A 16,147-nucleotide genomic window follows, 5' to 3' on the forward strand; every position below is an offset into this window, starting at 1 on the left:
ATGTCGAAGCGCGACGAGGGCGTCACGCGACGGCTGCGGTGGGCGGGGCTGCTCGCGGCGGTCCTGGTTCTGGGAACCGGGACCGCCGCGGCACAGGCGTACTGGCAGGCGCAGAAGCCGTTGTCGGGCACCGTGGCATCCGGAGCCTTCGCGATCTCCGCGGTGTGGCAGGGAGCATGGTCGAGTGCCGTTCCCCTCTTCCCGGGTGAGACGCGGGACTCGCCCGTTTTGACGGTGACCGAGACGGGGGCCGCCGGCACCACCCTGCGCTGGCGCCTGGCTCCGACCGTGACCGCGTCGTCGAGCCTGACGACCCAGCTCTACGTGGGAGGGTGCGGGAGCTCCACCCTCATCGCCGCCGGCGCGTCCTACGCCCCGCCCGGCGGATTCGCCCCGGGGCAATCGGTCGACCTGTGCCTGCGCGTCACCCTGAAAGCGGACGCGCCCTCGAACATCCAAGGCACCGCGCTGACCCCGTCCGTCTCGGTGAAGGCCATTCAGGTGACGCAATGATCGCGCGGAATCGTCTGCACCATCGCCTCGGGATCGGAGCGGCTGCGGCGGTGCTCGTCTTCGCCGCGCCCGCTGTCAGCCCCGCGTCGGCGGCCTGGGAGACGGAGGCGACGGCTGCGGCTCCGGCTCTCACGGCAGGTGTCCTCGCGGCGCCCGTCATCGGCTGCGCCACCGGCGGCACGGTCCTCGCACCCACCGCCACCCTGTCGTGGAACACGGTCGCCCGAGCGACGGGGTACCGCGTCACGCTCACCTACCCACCGACCGGGGCCACGACGGTCCTCGTCGACAGGCAGACGGCGGCCTCGCTGAGGGTCGACACCGGTCTGCTCGAGAGCGTCCTCGGCGGGCTGCTGACGACCCTTCTCGGATCGACGCCTTCCGTCGTCACCGTCCAAGCCCTCACCGACGGCGCGTGGGTGTCGGTGCCGAGCAACGGCGCCCCGATCGCCGTGACCGGCCTGCTCCAGATCGGATTGCTCGGCGGTGTGAAGTGTCAGCCGTGAACCTCCGACGCGACCACCGCACCACCCCGCCCGACGCTCCGTCGCACCGCGGCTGGGCCCGCGCCCGCGCGATCGTCGGCACCGTCGTGCTCGCCGTGGTGTCGCTCTTCGCCCTGCTCACGGTCGCGCTGCCCCTGATCCTCGGCGCGCAGACGTACACCGTGCTGACCGGGAGCATGCAGCCCGGCATGCCGCCCGGAACCCTCATCGCGGTGCGCTCGGTTCCCCTCGACGCGGTGCGGGTCGGCGAAGTGGTGACCTATCAGATCCGCTCCGGCGATCCCGCGGTGGTGACCCATCGCGTCGTGGGCACGACCAGCAGCACCGGAGGCGAACGTCTGCTGGTCACGCGCGGCGACGCCAACGACACCGACGATCCCCCGGTGCAGTCGGAACAGCTGCGGGGCACGGTCGTGCTCGCGATGCCCTACCTCGGCTATCCGGGCGCCGTCTTCGGCGGGCAGCAACGAGGCGCGGTCGTCGCTGCCATCGGTGTCGCCGTCGTCGGATACGTCTTGGCCTTGCTGGCCTTCGACGCCCTCCGCGCTCGTCGCACCACGGCGGCCGGTCCGGCTGCCGGCGCGTTGATCGTGGTCCTCGTCTGCGCCCCGTTCTTCTCACCGAGCCCCGCCTCGGCGGTGGAGGGGACGGATGCCGCGGCGCCCGACCGACTGCTCGTGAGCGTCGACGGAGAGCAGTTCGTGCCCGACGGCTCGGTCGCGCTGTTCGGCGGGGTCGGCGAGCTCGTTCCCGGTCAGACGGCGGACGCGACGCTCTGGGTGCGCAACGCCGGCGCCGATCCGGCCCGTGTTTCGTTGCGCGTCGACGCCGCTCCGGCCTCCGCCACCGTGCCCGATGAGGCGCTGGCCTCTGCGCTCCAGCTCGTGGTCGCCGCCTCGCCCGTGCCCGAGGGGGCGTCGTGGGTCAGCGAGATCATCCCCACCGGACAGACGATCCGCCTCGACGTCGGATTGAGGATGGATGCCGCTGCGGGCAACGCTTCGCGCTCCGCCTCGGCCACCGTGCTCCCCATGGTCACCCTTACGCAGGCCGTCGCCGCCCCCGAGGCACCGGTCGCCCATCCGCCGTCGGGGGTGCTGCCCTGGACGGGAATCGGTGCGCCGCTCGCACTCCCCGTCTGCGGTGCCACGCTTGCGATCGGCATCGGGGTGACAGTGCAGTCACGACGCCCGCAGAGAAGGTAAGGATTGCCTTTTCACCAGGGATTTAGCCGAGCCTTCTCTTGCTTGCGGAATGCTCCCGCGTGAGTAGCGTTGCATTCACAGACTTCGTTCACTGCGACAAGGAGCAGATATGAGCACCGTTCAGACCCCCGCCGCCACCACCGTCGACCCGACGATGGCTTCCGGCACCGCCCAGTTCCTCTCCCCCGTCGTCATCGGCCTCGAGGCCCTCGTCGTCAACGGCAAGCAGGCGCACTGGCACGTGCGCGGCTCCAACTTCATCGGCGTGCACGAGCTGCTCGACACCGTCGTGGCGCACGCGCAGGACTGGGCCGACCTGGCCGCCGAGCGCATCGTCGCCCTGGGTCTTCCCATCGACTCGCGCCTGTCGACGGTCGCCGCCAAGGCCAAGGCCACCGAGGTGCCCGCCGGCTTCGCGCAGTCCGACGTCGTGATCCGCGCCGTGATCGCCGACATCGACGCGGTACTGGTCGACATCGAGGCCGCCATCGAGGGCCTCGACGAGATCGACATGTCGAGCCAGGACGTCGCAATCGAGATCAAGCGCGGCCTCGACAAGGATCGCTGGTTCCTCTTCGCGCACCTCGCCGCATAAGACGGATTTCGGAGGGGGCGGTGCTTCGGCATCGCCCCCTCCGTCGTGCGGGCGCGCGGCGCAGACATGAACAGTGTCTCGCCGCAGACGCCTGGGGGCCGAGGCGCAGACGTCGTCTCACCCCTTAGCATCCGGGCGGCGTCACTCCGTGGGGTCTGCCAGCGCCTCGTCGAAGCGTCGCCGACGGACGATGACGCCCCCCGCCAGCAGAACGAATGCAGACGCCGTCAGACCCGCCAGCGAGGCGTCGCTCGCGCCGGTCGCCGCCAGCTGAGCAGTGCCGCCGGCCATCGAGGCGCGCTCCACCGCAGACGCGCCGGCACGGTCGATCGTGAGGGCTGTCCGCGCGGAGCGGCCCGACGTCTCCCCGATGAGCACGAGTTCGTGCGTGTCGCCCACGACATCGCCCGGGATCGAAACCGTCGCGTGTAGAGACCCGGTGGCATCCGCTCGCGCCGAGCCGAGAACGACCGGCGTCGAGTGCAGTTCGATACGCACCTGCTCGCCCGGCGCGAAGCCGGTGGCCGTGACCGATAGACCCCCACCGGGTCGCACCTGAGAGGAATCAGTCGCAACAGTGGGGGTCGAAACCGCGACGATGGTGATGTCGGCGATGTCCGGAACGCCGACGGTGTCCGGCACCATTGCCCACATCTGAAAATCGCCGGGCGGCACGTCGGCAGGCACTGCGACCGTTCCGTCGTAGGAGCCGTCCTTGAGCTCGACGGTTCCGAGCTCCCACCACCAGGGTGCCCCGCCGCTGACGGTCAGGACGAGACGGATGCGCTCCATCTCGCTGAAGTGGCGCAGCGCGACCCGCACGAGATCTCCCGGCGCGGCGGTCGAGGGCGCGACGGACAACTCTGGAGCGCTACTGGCGATCACGGTGAGGTCCGCGACCGCGGGCACGCTGAGCGAGTCGGGGATCATCGCCCAAATCTGCCAGTCACCCGCCGGCACATCGCTCGGGATCACTACGGTTCCGTCGTAGGCGCCGTTTCCGAGCTCGACGGTCGGGAGTTCCCACCACGGTTCCCCGCCGGGAGCAGTCAGCCCCAGACGCACCTGCGTTCCCGGAAAATCCCGGATGGTCAGAGCGACGCTGCCGCCCGGCTCCACCGCGTCCGGCGATACGGTCATCGTGCTCTGTTGCACCGCGGAGACGATCTGCAGCGGGGCGCTGAGCGTACCGGCCGCTGTGTTCACGACGGAGACGAAGTAGGCGCCCGGCGCCGCGTCGGCGGGGACGGATGCGCTGAACTCGGCCGTGCCGCCTGCTCCAACGGTCGCATCAGCGCGCCAGATGTGATCGACGAACGGGCAATCGCAGTTGCCTTGCGGCTGCGTGGCGATGATGGCCGTGAGCCCGCGTCCCGGTTCGGCGCCGGTCACGCCGAACAGCGCGAGGGAACCGGCGGCGACGGTCGGTGTGTAGATGTCGAGGGCGGCCCCTGATGTCGTCTCGGCGAGTTCGCCGCCCGTCGCCGATGCGGGTGCGCTCGCGACCGGCGCAGGTTCTGGCGGGACTTGTTCGTCGTCCGCGTGCGCGGCAGGGGCGGTGAGAAGGGTGCCGATGGCGAAGGTCGCGAGCGCGACACTCCACCCCCATCGAGGTCGTCGTTCCATATGTGTCTCCTTGCTCGAAGCAACCGTGCTGTAAGTACGCCGTGACGCAGGCCAGCGGACGCTGAGTCCAGGATGGCCGGGGCGAAGGATTCCGGTGCCCGAGCGGCGGTCGGCTATTCCGGACGAGGTCGAGCACCTGCGCGTTGGCTGGTGCGGCGCGGTGCCCGGAGTCGGGAACGCCAATGGCCGCTGTGGCTTTCCGGGCCGTTCCGGATCCGCATCCGGAGAAGTCGGAATAGCCCGCCGTCACACTCGTCGAGCGGCGGATCAGGAGCGTGGTCGACGCGTCATGATGTTCTCCGGAACGGCCACCCACGATCCGTCGTCGCTCGCGTCGCCCCTTCCCCGCATCACAGAAGGACGATCATGGAGATCCCCGTACCCGATTCCCCTTCCCCCGTCGACTCCGTCGCGACCTTCGCAGCCGACCTCCGTTCCGTACGCCTGCGCGCGGGTAACCCGACCCTCGTCGCCCTCGCGACGTTGACGGGTATCTCCAAGAGCGTGCTGTCGGATGCGATGGCCGGCAGGCGACTCCCCACCGAGAAGACGACCACGCTTCTCGCCGAAGCGCTCGGCGAGGATCCTGCTCCCTGGGTGAGTCGGCGAACGTTGCTCGCATCCGCGCCGCCGACGTCCGCGCCGACCGCCGACCCCTCCGGCGGGACGCGGGTGGTCTCGAGGAGACGGATGATGCTCGCGGTCGTCGCCACCGGGATCCTCTGCGTGTCGCTGACCAGCGCCGCCTGGGCCGCCGCCGTCCTTCCTCTGATCACCGTGGAAGCAGCGCCGAGCCCGAGCAAACCGGGCTACCTTCCCTACGCCGACGGAGTCGACCCGATGCAGACGGTGTGCCGAGAAGACGCCGTCATCGCCGCGAGCGATCAGCGGCTCGATGGCGCCGTGCAGGTGCAGATGATGTACTCCAAGACCTGCATGGCGGTCTGGGGCCGTGTGACCCGGTACGACGGCGACGCCAACGGGGAAGAACTCGAGATGCGCATCTACCCGGCGATCGACGTCGAATCGTCGCGCGCACAAGAGCGCTCGGCATTCGATCTGCAGTCGCTGTACACCCCGCTGATGATCGAGCCCGACGTCGAGGCACGCGTGTGCGGACTTGCGAGCATGACGAAGGACGGGGTGCGGGTCGAACTCGGTCCACCCCAATGCATCTGATCGCCCGCCCGGCTCTTCCGTTCCGAGAGGCCGGGTCTCGTCGCCGTGCGCAGGGCCTGCCGACGGCTCACGACCCGTCAGACGAAGGCGACGGCCTCAGGCGCCGTGCGTGACGCGGCCGGCCACCAGGGTCGCGCGCACCGGCATCGCTCGCAGGCCCCGCTCGTCCGCCGTTCGCGGGTCGGCGCCCACGATGACGAGATCGGCGAGCGCTCCGGGTGAAATCTCCGCGGGAGCGGTCGATCCGCCCGCGGTCGACGCCGCGATGGCCGTGTCGATGTCGACCCGCTGGTGCGGCTGCCACGCCTCGCGTCCGTCGCGGGTGCGGAAGACGGCGGATGCCATGGCTGCCCAGGGATCGAGCGGTGCGACCGGCGCGTCGGAGCCGAACCGCAGATTCGCCCCGCTGTCGGCCAGGGCGCGCAGCGGGTAGGGCTGGGCGGATTGCTCGGCCCAGATGGCATCCGTCATGTCCCGATCATCGAGCGCGTGCTCGGGCTGCACGCTCGCGGCGACGCCCAGACGGGCGAAGCGCGGGATGTCGGCGTGCGCCACGAGCTGGGCGTGCTCGATCGTGCCCACCGCTCCGGTGCGGGCGTAGGCGTCGAGGGCGTGGGCGTTCGCGAGGTCGCCGATGGCGTGGATCGCGCACTCGAGTCCCGCCGCGGTCGCGCGCGTCATGAGTTCGACGAGCTGCTCGGGCGGCACCGTCAGCAGGCCGTGGTTGCCGACCTCTCCCGGATAGTGGTGGGCGCACGCGGCGGTGCGAGTGCCGAGCGAGCCGTCAGTGATCGCCTTGAGCGGCCCGACGCGCACGAGGTCGTTCGTGGCTCCCCGCACGGGGTCTCCGGTGCGCAGCCCCTCGGCGATCGCGCGGTCGAGGTCTTGCGGGTAGGTGCCGTACGACACGCGCACCGTGTCGAATCCGCGGGCGACGCGGCGCTGCCACGGTTCGTCGTTCCACGTCATGTCGAGGTCGACGAGACCGACGATCCCCCGGGCAGCCGCGGCGCGCGCCATGCGCTCGACGGCCCGGTCGGCGGCATCCGGTGCTCCGGCGTTCACTCGGCGCGAGATCTCGAACGCGTCCTCTTCGACGACGACTCCGGATGCCGCGGGCTCGAAGCCCTCGCGACGGAAGGCCGCGCTGTTCATCCACACGCTGTGCACGTCGGCGTTGATGAGGTAGGTCGGCACCTCTCCCGTCACCCCGTCGAGCAGATCGAGGGAGGGTGCGTCGGGCCACAGACCGTCACGAAAGCCCGCCCCGATCCGGCGGCCCTCGTCGTCGGTGGGGGCGAGCGCCATGATCGCGGCCGCCTCGCGGGCGGTCGACACCTCGCCGAGGGGCACGCGGTCGGCGACGAGAGCCCACTGCAGCGCGTGCACGTGGTGATCCCACAGCCCGGGCAGCAGCCAGCCGCCCTCGCCGTCGAGCACCGCGCCGGTGGGGCGCAGGTTGCCCGTCGGCGCGATGTCGACGATGAGTCCGCCGGCGAGCACGAGGTCAACGGGCTCGGGCGTCGGGAGGAACTCCCGGCCGGGTCCCGCCACGCGAACCGCGCGGACGAATCCGACCTGCTCGCCGATCACGGGCGCACCCGGGCGTCGGCGGCGCGGCGCATCTCGGTGACGAGCGGAGCCCGTTCCGGCCCTTCGTCGGCGAGGCCCGCGATGATGGTCTCGACCACCTCGGCCGTCCTGTTCTGGCTGAGCTTGCGCTTCGCCGTCACGCGGGTCGGGGTGAGGCGGAACCCGACGGTCCCCCGCTCGAGACGCTCCACGAAGGCTGCGTCGTTCGGCAGGCGGTACAGACCCCGGGCGTCGCCGCCGTCGCCTTCGAAGCGGTCGACGAGCCGTTCGAGCACGCGGAGATTCTCGTCGGGCGAGAGCAGTTCCGGGATGCCGGAGAGGTGCGCCGACACGAAGTTCCAGGTGGGCACGGCGGGCACGTCGCCGTACCAGCGGGGCGTGATGTACCCGTGCGGGCCCTGCACGACGACGAGCAGGTCGCGCTCGCCGAGGCCGAGGATCGCGTCATCGGGCTTGCCGACGTGCCCGACGATCGTGAGGTCGTCGCGGGTGTCGTCGAGCATGACCGCGTAGTGCGAGGCGACGAGGCCGTCGTCGGTCTGGCTGACGAGGGTCACCCACGGGTTGAGGTCGATCAGACGACGGATCTCTCCGACGTCGGTCATCGCGAAGCTCGGGTTCTGACGCACCGGATCAGCCTAGAACCCAGCGACCGGCCCGCAGGTCCCTGAGCCTGTCGAAGGGACCGCAACCCGCGCACGCACCCAGATCCCTGAGCTTGTCGAAGGGACCGCAACCCATGAGACGCCGGTGGCTTCGACAGGCTCAGCCACCTCACGCCCAGTCGCCCACCCAGGTCCCTGAGCTTGTCGAAGGGACCGGAACCCGCGCACGCACCCAGGTCCCTGAGCTTGTCGAAGGGACCGCAACCCGCGCACGCACCCAGGTCCCTGAGCTTGTCGAAGGGACCGGAACCCGCGCACGCACCCAGGTCCCTGAGCTTGTCGAAGGGACCGGAACCCGCGCACGCATCCAGGTCCCTGAGCTTGTCGAAGGGACCGGAACCCGCGCACGCACCCAGGTCCCTGAGCCTGCCGAAGGGACCGGAACCCGCGCGAGGCCGGTGGCTTCGACAGGTTCAGCCACCTCACGCCCAGTCGCCCACCCAGGTCCCTGAGCCTGTCGAAGGGACCGGAACCCATGAGACGCCCGGTGGCTTCGACAGGCTCAGCCACCTACCCGACCACAACCCACGCGACGCCGGTGGCTTCGACAGGCTCAGCCACCTACCCGACCACAACCCCCGCGACGCCGATGGCTTCGACAGGCTCAGCCACCTACCCGACCACAACCCACGCGACGCCCGATGGCTTCGACAGGCTCAGCCACCTACCCGACCACAACCCCCGCGACGCCCGATGGCTTCGACAGGCTCAGCCACCTACCCGACCACAACCCACGCGACGCCCGATGGCTTCGACAGGCTCAGCCACCTACCCGACCACAACCCACGCGACGCCGGTGGCTTCGACAGGCTCGGCCACCTACCCGACCACAACCCACGCGACGCCGGTGGCTTCGACAGGCTCAGCCACCCGCCCGACCGCTCATCACGCCTGGCACTTCGGGCACCAGTAGAGCTTGCGCCCGGCTGCCTCCTCCATCACGATCGCCGTTCCGCACACGCGGCAGGGCAGCCCCTCGCGGTGGTAGACCCAGTGCCGGTCGGCGCGGCGCGCCATCGCGCGCCGGTAGGCGGCGGGGTCGAGCCCGTCCATCGTCATCATCTGACCGGTCTCGACGCCGATCGGCAGCAGTGTCGCCCAGTCGCGCCAGATGCCGCGTACGACCTCCTCGGGCACGTCGCGCCCCGGGGTGTGCGGGTTCTGCCGCGCGCGGAACAGCAGTTCAGCGCGGTACACGTTGCCGATCCCGCTCACGACGGCCTGATCCATGAGCAGCAGGCCAATCGGCGTGGGCTTCTTGCGCACCGTCGCGGTGAAGCGTTCCTCACCCTCGGCGAGGTCGTCGACGAGGGGGTCGGGCCCGAGCTTGGCGATGGTCGCCTGCACCTCGTCGGGGGTCTGCAGCACGCACGCCGTAGGCCCGCGCAGGTCGGCACAGGTGGTGTCGGTGAGCAGACGCAGGCGCACCTGCCCGACCACCGGCGGAGGCCACTCGTTCTGCTCCTCGAGCCCCGTCGTCTGCTCCGACATGCGCACGCGGGCGCGCCGCGGGGCGCCGATCGAGGTCAGGGAGTTCTCGCCCGCGGCATCCAGGATCGGCTCGTCATCGAGCACGGTGCCGCGCTGGTTCGTCTGCCCCATGCGGCCATTGGCCGAGGCGATGGTCGCATCGACGACCACGTCGCCCGAGAAGTCCCACGCGCCGTACATGCCGAGGTGCACCCGCAACCAGACGTCGCCGTCGAAACGGAGGAACATCTGCTTCGCCACGGCACGCACCTCGACCGCCTCGCGGCCGTCGATGACCGACGCGCCTTCGGCGAAGCGCCCCTGGGGGCTGGATGCCGCGACCGTGCGCCCAACGATGTTGCGGTCGAACTGCCGCGCGATGCGGTGGACGGAATGCCCTTCGGGCATCAGCCTGCCTCGGGGTCGAACGAGTCGCTGGCGTCGGTCATCGTGTTCGGCTTCTCGCCGGCGCGCGGGTCGGGCAGCAGCACCCCGTCCTGCTCGAACGCCGCCAGCTGGCCGATGCGACGGGCGTGACGCTCCTCGCCTGAGAAGGGGGTCGCGATGAAGCGGTCGATGAACGACGCGGCCTCGTCGAACGTGTGCTGACGCGCACCGATCGAGATGACGTTGGCGTCGTTGTGCTCGCGGGCGAGCTCGGCCGTGGAGATGTTCCACACGAGCGCAGCGCGCACGCCGAGCACCTTGTTCGCGGCGATCTGCTCGCCGTTGCCCGATCCGCCGAACACCACGCCCAGGGCGTCGACGCCGGCCGCCTGGTCGCGCACGACCGCCTGGGCCGCGCGGATGCAGAAGGCCGGGTAGTCGTCGAGGGCGTCGTACTCGATCGGCCCGTGGTCGACGACCTCGTGCCCCTGCGAGGCGAGGTGGTGCTGGATCTGGGTGGAGAACTCGAGACCGGCGTGATCGGTGCCGATGTGGATGCGCATGGGCCAATCCTATTGAGAGCCGCGGACAGCGAGGGCGGACATGACGACGCCGCCCGCCCCTCGGAAGGGACGGGCGGCGTCGAGCGTGGTCAGGGGCGGATGCCCGCGGCCACGGGCTTGAACCCGGCGCGGATGTTCTCGCAGCAGCCGGGGCGGCACACGTCGTACCAGGGACCGAGGTCGGTGACGTGCGGGCGCTCAGCCCTCGGGGTGCCCTTGAGGCGCTCCTCGACGAGGTCGATCAGACCCGAGACGTACGCGGGGTCGACACCGGGGGTCGGGGTGCGCACGGCCTTGATGCCGGCCTCTTCCGCGGCCTCCATGGCCTCGGTATCGAGGTCCCAGAGCACCTCCATGTGGTCGCTGACGAAACCGAGGGGCACGATCGCGACGGCTTCGACGCCGCGGCCGGGCAGCTCGGCGATGACGTCGTTGACGTCGGGCTCGAGCCACGGCTGGGTGGGCGGGCCCGAACGCGACTGGTAGACGAGCTCCCATTCGACGGTGGCCACGGCATCCGCCACCTCGGCCATGACGACCTCGGCGACGGCCTTGTGCTGCGCCTCGTAGGCACCGCCCTCGCCGAACCCACCATCACGGGGGCCCGAGCGCTCGGCATCCGCCATCGGGATCGAGTGCGTGGAGAAGAGCACGCGGATGTTATCGGGCGCGATGCCCTCGGCGACGAAGCCGGACACGGCGTCTTTCACTCCGCGGACGAACGTGTCGACGAAGCCGGGGTGGTCGAAGAACTGGCGCACCTTGTCGATGGTCACGGTCTCGCCGAGGCCCGTCGACTCGAGCACGCGGGCGTAGTCCTCGCGGTACTGGCGGCAGCTCGAGAACGAGCTGTAGGCGCTCGTGGCGATGGCCAGCAGAGTGGTGTGCCCGGACCCGGCGGCCTCGGTGACGGCCTCTTCGAGGTAGGGGCCCCAGTTGCGGTTGCCCCAGTAGACCGGGAGACCCAGTCCGCGCCGCTCGATCTCGGCTTCGAGCGCCGCCTTCAGCGCGCGGTTCTGCGCGTTGATCGGGCTGATGCCGTCGAAGTGGCGATAGTGGTGGGCGACCTCTTCGAGGCGCTCATCGGGGATGCCGCGTCCGCGGGTGACGTTGCGCAGGAAGGGGATGACGTCGTCTTGGCCCTCGGGCCCGCCGAAGCCGGCGAGGAGGATGCCGTCGTACGCCACGGGCGTCTCGACCCACTTGGGTCCGGATGCCGCGGCGGGAGACGCATAGAGGACGGTCTCGGGGGTGGTGTCCGTGTCGGTCGTGCTCACGATCACATCCTCGCACCTGCATGAAGAGCCCGGACGCGAGGTATCTCGCTACTAGGCTTATACGGTTGTCGTCGGCGCCAACAGCGTCGACGGTCGTGACGCCCATGGCGTCGTCCGCAATCCACCCAGATCCCCGGGAGAACGCCAGTGCCAGGAGAGAACCTGACCCGCATCGAAGCGCAGGAGCGCCGCGCGATCGTCGACACGCACGAGTACCACGTGCAGCTCGACCTCACGCGTGGCGACGAGATCTTCTCCTCGCGCACCGTCGTGACCTTCGCCGCCACCGAGGGCGCGTCGACCTTCATCGACCTGATCGCCCGTACCGTGCACTCGGTGACGCTGAACGGCCGCTCGCTCGAGCCGTCCGAGGTGTTTGCCGACTCGCGCATCGCGCTCGAGGGCCTCGCCGCCGAGAACGAGCTGATCGTCCAGGCCGACTGCGAGTACACCAACACCGGCGAGGGCCTGCACCGCTTCGTCGACCCCGTCGACGGCGAGGTGTACCTCTACTCGCAGTTCGAGGTGCCCGACTCGCGCCGCATGTACACGGTGTTCGAGCAGCCCGACCTCAAGGCCGCGTTCACCTTCTCGGTGACCGCGCCCGCGCGCTGGAAGATCGTCTCCAACTCCCCCACCCCCGAGCCGCTCGCCGTCTCCGACGACACCGCCCGCTGGGACTTCCCCGCCACCCCGCGCATCTCGTCGTACATCACCGCTCTCGTCGCCGGTCCCTACGAGGCCACCTACAGCGAGCTCACGAGCGCCGACGGCCGCGTCATCCCCCTCGGCGTGTTCGCCCGCAAGAGCCTGTGGCAGTACCTCGACGCCGACTACGTCTTCGACAAGACCCGTCAGGGCTTCGCGTACTTCGAGGAGAAGTTCGGCTTCCCCTACCCGTTCGCCAAGTACGACCAGCTCTTCGTGCCGGAGTTCAACGCCGGCGCCATGGAGAACGCGGGGGCCGTCACCTTCACCGAGACCTACGTCTTCCGCAGCAAGGTGACGGATGCCGTGAAGGAACGTCGCGTCGTGACGATCCTGCACGAGCTCGCGCACATGTGGTTCGGCGACCTGGTCACCATGAAGTGGTGGAACGACCTCTGGCTGAACGAGTCGTTCGCCGAGTGGGCGTCCACGATCGCCACCGCCGAGGCCACCGAGTGGGAGGCCGCCTGGACGACCTTCAACGCGATGGAGAAGACCTGGGCGTATCGCCAGGACCAGCTCCCCTCGACCCACCCGGTCGTCGCCGAGATCAACGACCTCGAAGACGTGCAGGTGAACTTCGACGGCATCACCTACGCCAAGGGCGGGTCGGTGCTCAAGCAGCTCGCCGCCTGGGTGGGCATCGAGCAGTTCTTCGCGGGCGTCGCGGCGTACTTCCAGAAGCACCAGTGGTCGAACACCGAGGTGGGCGACCTGCTCACCGAGCTCGAGACCACGAGCGGTCGCGACCTGGGCGACTGGGCCAAGAAGTGGCTCGAGACCGCGGGCGTCAACACCCTCACCCCGCTCATCGAAGAGTCCGGCGACCCTTCGACAGGCTCAGGAACCGTCATCACGAGGTTCGCGATCGTGCAGACCGCGCCCAGCGACTACCCGACGATCCGTCCGCACCGCCTCGGCGTCGGCTTCTACTCGCTGAACGATGCGGGAGCCCTCGAGCGCGTGCACCGCGTCGAGCTCGACGTCGACGGCGATCGCACCGAGGTCGCCGAGCTCCGCGGCATCCGTCGTCCCGACCTCGTGCTGCTCAACGACGACGACCTCGCCTACGCGAAGATCCGTCTCGACGAGCGCTCGCTGGCCACCGCCATCGCGCACCTGAAGGACATCTCCGACCCGCTCGCGCGTTCGCTGGTGTGGGGTGCGGCGTGGGACCAGACGCGGGATGCCGAGGCCTCGGCCACCGACTACCTCGACCTGGTGCTGCAGAACATCGGTTCCGAGACCGAGTCGACCACGGTGCGCACGACGCTGGGCCAGCTGCAGCTCGCCGCGAACTCGTACGTGGCCCCCGCGACCCGCGACGCCGCGCGCGAGCGCGTCGCCGACGGCCTGTGGGAGCTCGCGCAGAAGGCCGAGGCCGGCAGCGACAGCCAGCTGCAGTTCGTCACCGCGTTCGCGTCGGCGGCCTCCACCCCGGCCCACGCCGAGACGGTCAAGGCCCTGCGCGACGGGTCGACCTCGCTCGACGGCCTCGAGATCGACACCGACCTGTCGTGGCAGCTGCTGGTCTCGCTCGCTTCGGCGGGCGTGGTCACCGCCGCCGACATCGACGAGGCGCGCGCAGCGGACAACACCGCCAAGGGCGGGGAGTTCGCGGCCATGGCCAAGGCGTCGCTGCCCTCGCACGAGGCGAAGCAGGAGGCCTGGTCGTCGCTGATCGACAGCGCCGACGCGCCGAACACGATCGTGCGATCGACGGCCGCCGGGTTCACCAACCCCACCACCGTCGGTGTGCTGGCCGACTTCGTCGAGCCGTACTTCGCGATGCTGCTGCCCATCTGGGAGTCGCGCAGCTACCAGATCGCGCAGTACCTGATCGTGGGCCTGTACCCCGCCGCCCTGGCGAACAAGGCGCTGCGCGACGCGACGCGTCAGTGGCTGTCGCAGAACGCCGACGCCGCCCCCGCGCTGCGTCGCCTCGTCGGCGAGAACCTCGCCGGTGTCGAGCGTGCGCTGGCCGTGCAGGAGCGCGACGCGCAGTAATGCGCCACGCCTGATCGGATGCCCCCTCCCCTCGGGAGGGGGCATCCGTCGTCTGCGGGTCATCCTCTCGTCGCGCACGATCATCCCCACGGCGGACGCGGCGACGGGGTGGTCGTTCCTAACGTGGAACCATGATCGTTGCAGACAACCTCACCAAGCGTTACGGCGACAAGACCGCCGTCGACGGCGTCTCGTTCACGGTGCCTCCGGGGCGGGTCACCGGCTTCCTCGGTCCGAACGGCGCGGGCAAGTCGACGACGATGCGCATGATCGTCGGCCTCGACCGCCCCACGTCGGGACGCGTCACGGTCGCGGGCCAGGACTACCGCAGCCTGCGCTCCCCGCTGACCGAAGTCGGTGTCCTCCTCGACGCCAAGGCGATCCACACGGGCCGCTCGGCCCGCAACCACCTGCGCGCCATGGCCGCCACGCACGGCATCGGCCGTGAGCGGGTCGACGAGGTCATCGAGCTCACGGGCATCGCCTCGGTCGCCGGCAAGCGTGCGGGCGGCTTCTCGCTCGGCATGGGCCAGCGCCTCGGCATCGCGGCCGCCCTGCTCGGCGACCCGCACACGCTGATCCTCGACGAGCCCGTCAACGGCCTCGACCCCGAGGGCGTGCGCTGGGTGCGCCAGTTCGTGCGGCACCTCGCCGCCGAGGGTCGCACCGTGCTGCTGTCGAGCCACCTCATGAGCGAGATGTCGCAGACCGCCGACCACGTCATCGTGCTGGGACGCGGCCGCGTGCTCGCCGACGCTCCGCTGCAGGAGCTCGTGCGCACCTGGACGACGACCACGCTGCTCGTGCGTTCGCCCCGCCTCGACGACCTGGTGGCGGCGTTGAAGATGCCGGATGCCACGATCTCGGCGGTCGAGCCGGGCGCGGTCCAGATCACCGGCATCACCCCGCAGACGGTCGGCGACATCGCCGCCGCCCACGGCATCCCGCTGCACGAACTGACGCCTCGCGTCGGCTCGCTCGAAGACGCCTACCTCGCCCTCACCGACGACTCCGTCGAGTACAAGACCAAGGAGCTGGCATGACCGCCCTCGCCTCCGCGCCGGTTCGCCGCGCGGCATCCGCCCACCGCCTGAGCTTCGCGCACCTGCTGCGCAGCGAGGCGATCAAGATCCTCACCCTCCGCTCGACCTGGTGGTCGCTCGGGGTGACGGCCGCGCTGTCGGTCGGCATCTCGCTGCTGATCGCCGTCGCGACCAGCGGCATGGGCGGCGGCATGGCGCCGACGAACGTGATCCTCGCGCCCACGCAGTTCACGATGCTGGTCGCCGGCATTCTCGGCGCGATCGTGGTGACCGGCGAGTACTCGACCGGCATGATCCGCTCGACCCTGACCGCCGAGCCGCGTCGCGGCGCCGTGCTGCTGGCCAAGGCCTGCGTCGTGGCGCTCACGATGGCCGCGACGACCGTGGTCACCTATGCCGTCGCGATCGTCGTCACCGCGCCCTTGACGAGCACGGGCATCGACTGGGCGAGCCCGGCCGACTCCCTCGTGCCGCTCGCACTGGGTGTGGTCTCGATGGCGTCTTTCAGCCTGCTGGGTGTCGGCTTCGGCTTCCTCATCCGCAGCGGCGCCGGCGCGATCGCGGCGACCGTGGGCGTGCTGTTCGTGCTGCCGATCATGCTGAGCCTGTTCTCGATCGCGGGTCCCGACTGGATGTGGGTGCTCGAGTCGGCGAAGTACCTGCCCGTCAACGCGGCGGCCGAGCTGACCTCCCCCGGGGCCGAGAACCTGCTCGAACCTGCTCTCACGATGGCCGGGTGGGTCGTCGGCCCGCTGCTGCTCGGCTGGGTGGCGCTGCGCTCGCGCGACGCGTGACACCCCCGGCGGATGC

14 protein-coding genes are annotated in these 16,147 nt (G+C 70.3%); 8 read left to right on the forward strand and 6 right to left on the reverse strand.

Going from position 1 to position 16,147, the window contains the following annotated elements; translation table 11 throughout:
• The 4 genes from RWH43_RS07795 (at nucleotide 1) to RWH43_RS07810 (ending at nucleotide 2,819) form a co-directional block, all read left to right on the forward strand.
• Nucleotides 1–513: a hypothetical protein gene (locus tag RWH43_RS07795; protein ID WP_144835377.1), complete on the forward strand. Its 513-nt coding sequence runs from the start codon at nucleotides 1–3 to the stop codon at nucleotides 511–513.
• Complete coding sequence (locus RWH43_RS07800; protein ID WP_316001164.1) at nucleotides 510–1,019, forward strand: hypothetical protein; 510 nt, start codon at nucleotides 510–512, stop codon at nucleotides 1,017–1,019. Before RWH43_RS07795 ends, RWH43_RS07800 begins: the two co-directional genes overlap by 4 nt.
• Nucleotides 1,016–2,224: a signal peptidase I gene (locus tag RWH43_RS07805; protein WP_316001165.1), complete on the forward strand. Its 1,209-nt coding sequence runs from the start codon at nucleotides 1,016–1,018 to the stop codon at nucleotides 2,222–2,224. The genes RWH43_RS07800 and RWH43_RS07805 overlap by 4 nt, the downstream gene beginning before the upstream one ends.
• A 109-nt stretch (nucleotides 2,225–2,333) precedes the next feature.
• Nucleotides 2,334–2,819 (forward strand): Dps family protein, encoded by a 486-nt coding sequence (locus RWH43_RS07810; RefSeq protein ID WP_154096551.1) that lies wholly within the window; start codon nucleotides 2,334–2,336, stop codon nucleotides 2,817–2,819.
• 141 nt (nucleotides 2,820–2,960) lie between these two features.
• Here RWH43_RS07810 and RWH43_RS07815 read toward each other — a convergent pair whose 3' ends face one another.
• On the reverse strand, nucleotides 2,961–4,628 hold the full coding sequence (locus tag RWH43_RS07815) for a hypothetical protein (RefSeq protein ID WP_230704717.1): 1,668 nt from the start codon (nucleotides 4,626–4,628) through the stop codon (nucleotides 2,961–2,963).
• 183 nt (nucleotides 4,629–4,811) lie between these two features.
• Here RWH43_RS07815 and RWH43_RS07820 point away from each other — a divergent pair, with 183 nt between their 5' ends.
• Complete coding sequence (locus RWH43_RS07820) at nucleotides 4,812–5,624, forward strand: helix-turn-helix domain-containing protein (RefSeq protein WP_316001166.1); 813 nt, start codon at nucleotides 4,812–4,814, stop codon at nucleotides 5,622–5,624.
• Between the two features lie 96 nt (nucleotides 5,625–5,720).
• On the opposite strand, the gene RWH43_RS07825 is transcribed toward RWH43_RS07820, so the two are convergent.
• From RWH43_RS07825 to RWH43_RS07845, 5 genes are all read right to left on the reverse strand, one after another.
• Nucleotides 5,721–7,217, reverse strand: coding sequence for an amidohydrolase (locus tag RWH43_RS07825; protein WP_316001167.1), 1,497 nt, complete (start codon nucleotides 7,215–7,217; stop codon nucleotides 5,721–5,723).
• Nucleotides 7,214–7,846: an FMN-binding negative transcriptional regulator gene (locus RWH43_RS07830; RefSeq protein ID WP_316001168.1), complete on the reverse strand. Its 633-nt coding sequence runs from the start codon at nucleotides 7,844–7,846 to the stop codon at nucleotides 7,214–7,216. Before RWH43_RS07830 ends, RWH43_RS07825 begins: the two co-directional genes overlap by 4 nt.
• A 921-nt stretch (nucleotides 7,847–8,767) precedes the next feature.
• On the reverse strand, nucleotides 8,768–9,760 hold the full coding sequence (locus RWH43_RS07835; RefSeq protein ID WP_144835031.1) for an Fpg/Nei family DNA glycosylase: 993 nt from the start codon (nucleotides 9,758–9,760) through the stop codon (nucleotides 8,768–8,770).
• Nucleotides 9,760–10,302 (reverse strand): ribose-5-phosphate isomerase, encoded by a 543-nt coding sequence (locus tag RWH43_RS07840; protein ID WP_144835029.1) that lies wholly within the window; start codon nucleotides 10,300–10,302, stop codon nucleotides 9,760–9,762. The genes RWH43_RS07835 and RWH43_RS07840 overlap by 1 nt, the downstream gene beginning before the upstream one ends.
• 89 nt (nucleotides 10,303–10,391) lie before the next feature.
• Nucleotides 10,392–11,579 (reverse strand): ferrochelatase, encoded by a 1,188-nt coding sequence (locus tag RWH43_RS07845; RefSeq protein WP_144835027.1) that lies wholly within the window; start codon nucleotides 11,577–11,579, stop codon nucleotides 10,392–10,394.
• 147 nt (nucleotides 11,580–11,726) lie between these two features.
• Here RWH43_RS07845 and pepN point away from each other — a divergent pair, with 147 nt between their 5' ends.
• The 3 genes from pepN (at nucleotide 11,727) to RWH43_RS07860 (ending at nucleotide 16,131) form a co-directional block, all read left to right on the forward strand.
• On the forward strand, nucleotides 11,727–14,294 hold the full coding sequence (gene pepN / locus RWH43_RS07850; protein WP_316001169.1) for an aminopeptidase N: 2,568 nt from the start codon (nucleotides 11,727–11,729) through the stop codon (nucleotides 14,292–14,294).
• A gap of 131 nt (nucleotides 14,295–14,425) precedes the next feature.
• Nucleotides 14,426–15,337: an ABC transporter ATP-binding protein gene (locus RWH43_RS07855; protein ID WP_144835023.1), complete on the forward strand. Its 912-nt coding sequence runs from the start codon at nucleotides 14,426–14,428 to the stop codon at nucleotides 15,335–15,337.
• A complete protein-coding gene (locus RWH43_RS07860; protein WP_316001170.1) occupies nucleotides 15,334–16,131 on the forward strand; it encodes an ABC transporter permease in 798 nt (265 codons plus the stop codon). Before RWH43_RS07855 ends, RWH43_RS07860 begins: the two co-directional genes overlap by 4 nt.
• Nucleotides 16,132–16,147 lie beyond the last annotated feature (16 nt).

It is taken from the genome of Microbacterium algihabitans, assembly GCF_032464975.1.
In the GTDB taxonomy this organism is placed as follows: Bacteria; Actinomycetota; Actinomycetes; order Actinomycetales; family Microbacteriaceae; genus Microbacterium; species Microbacterium algihabitans.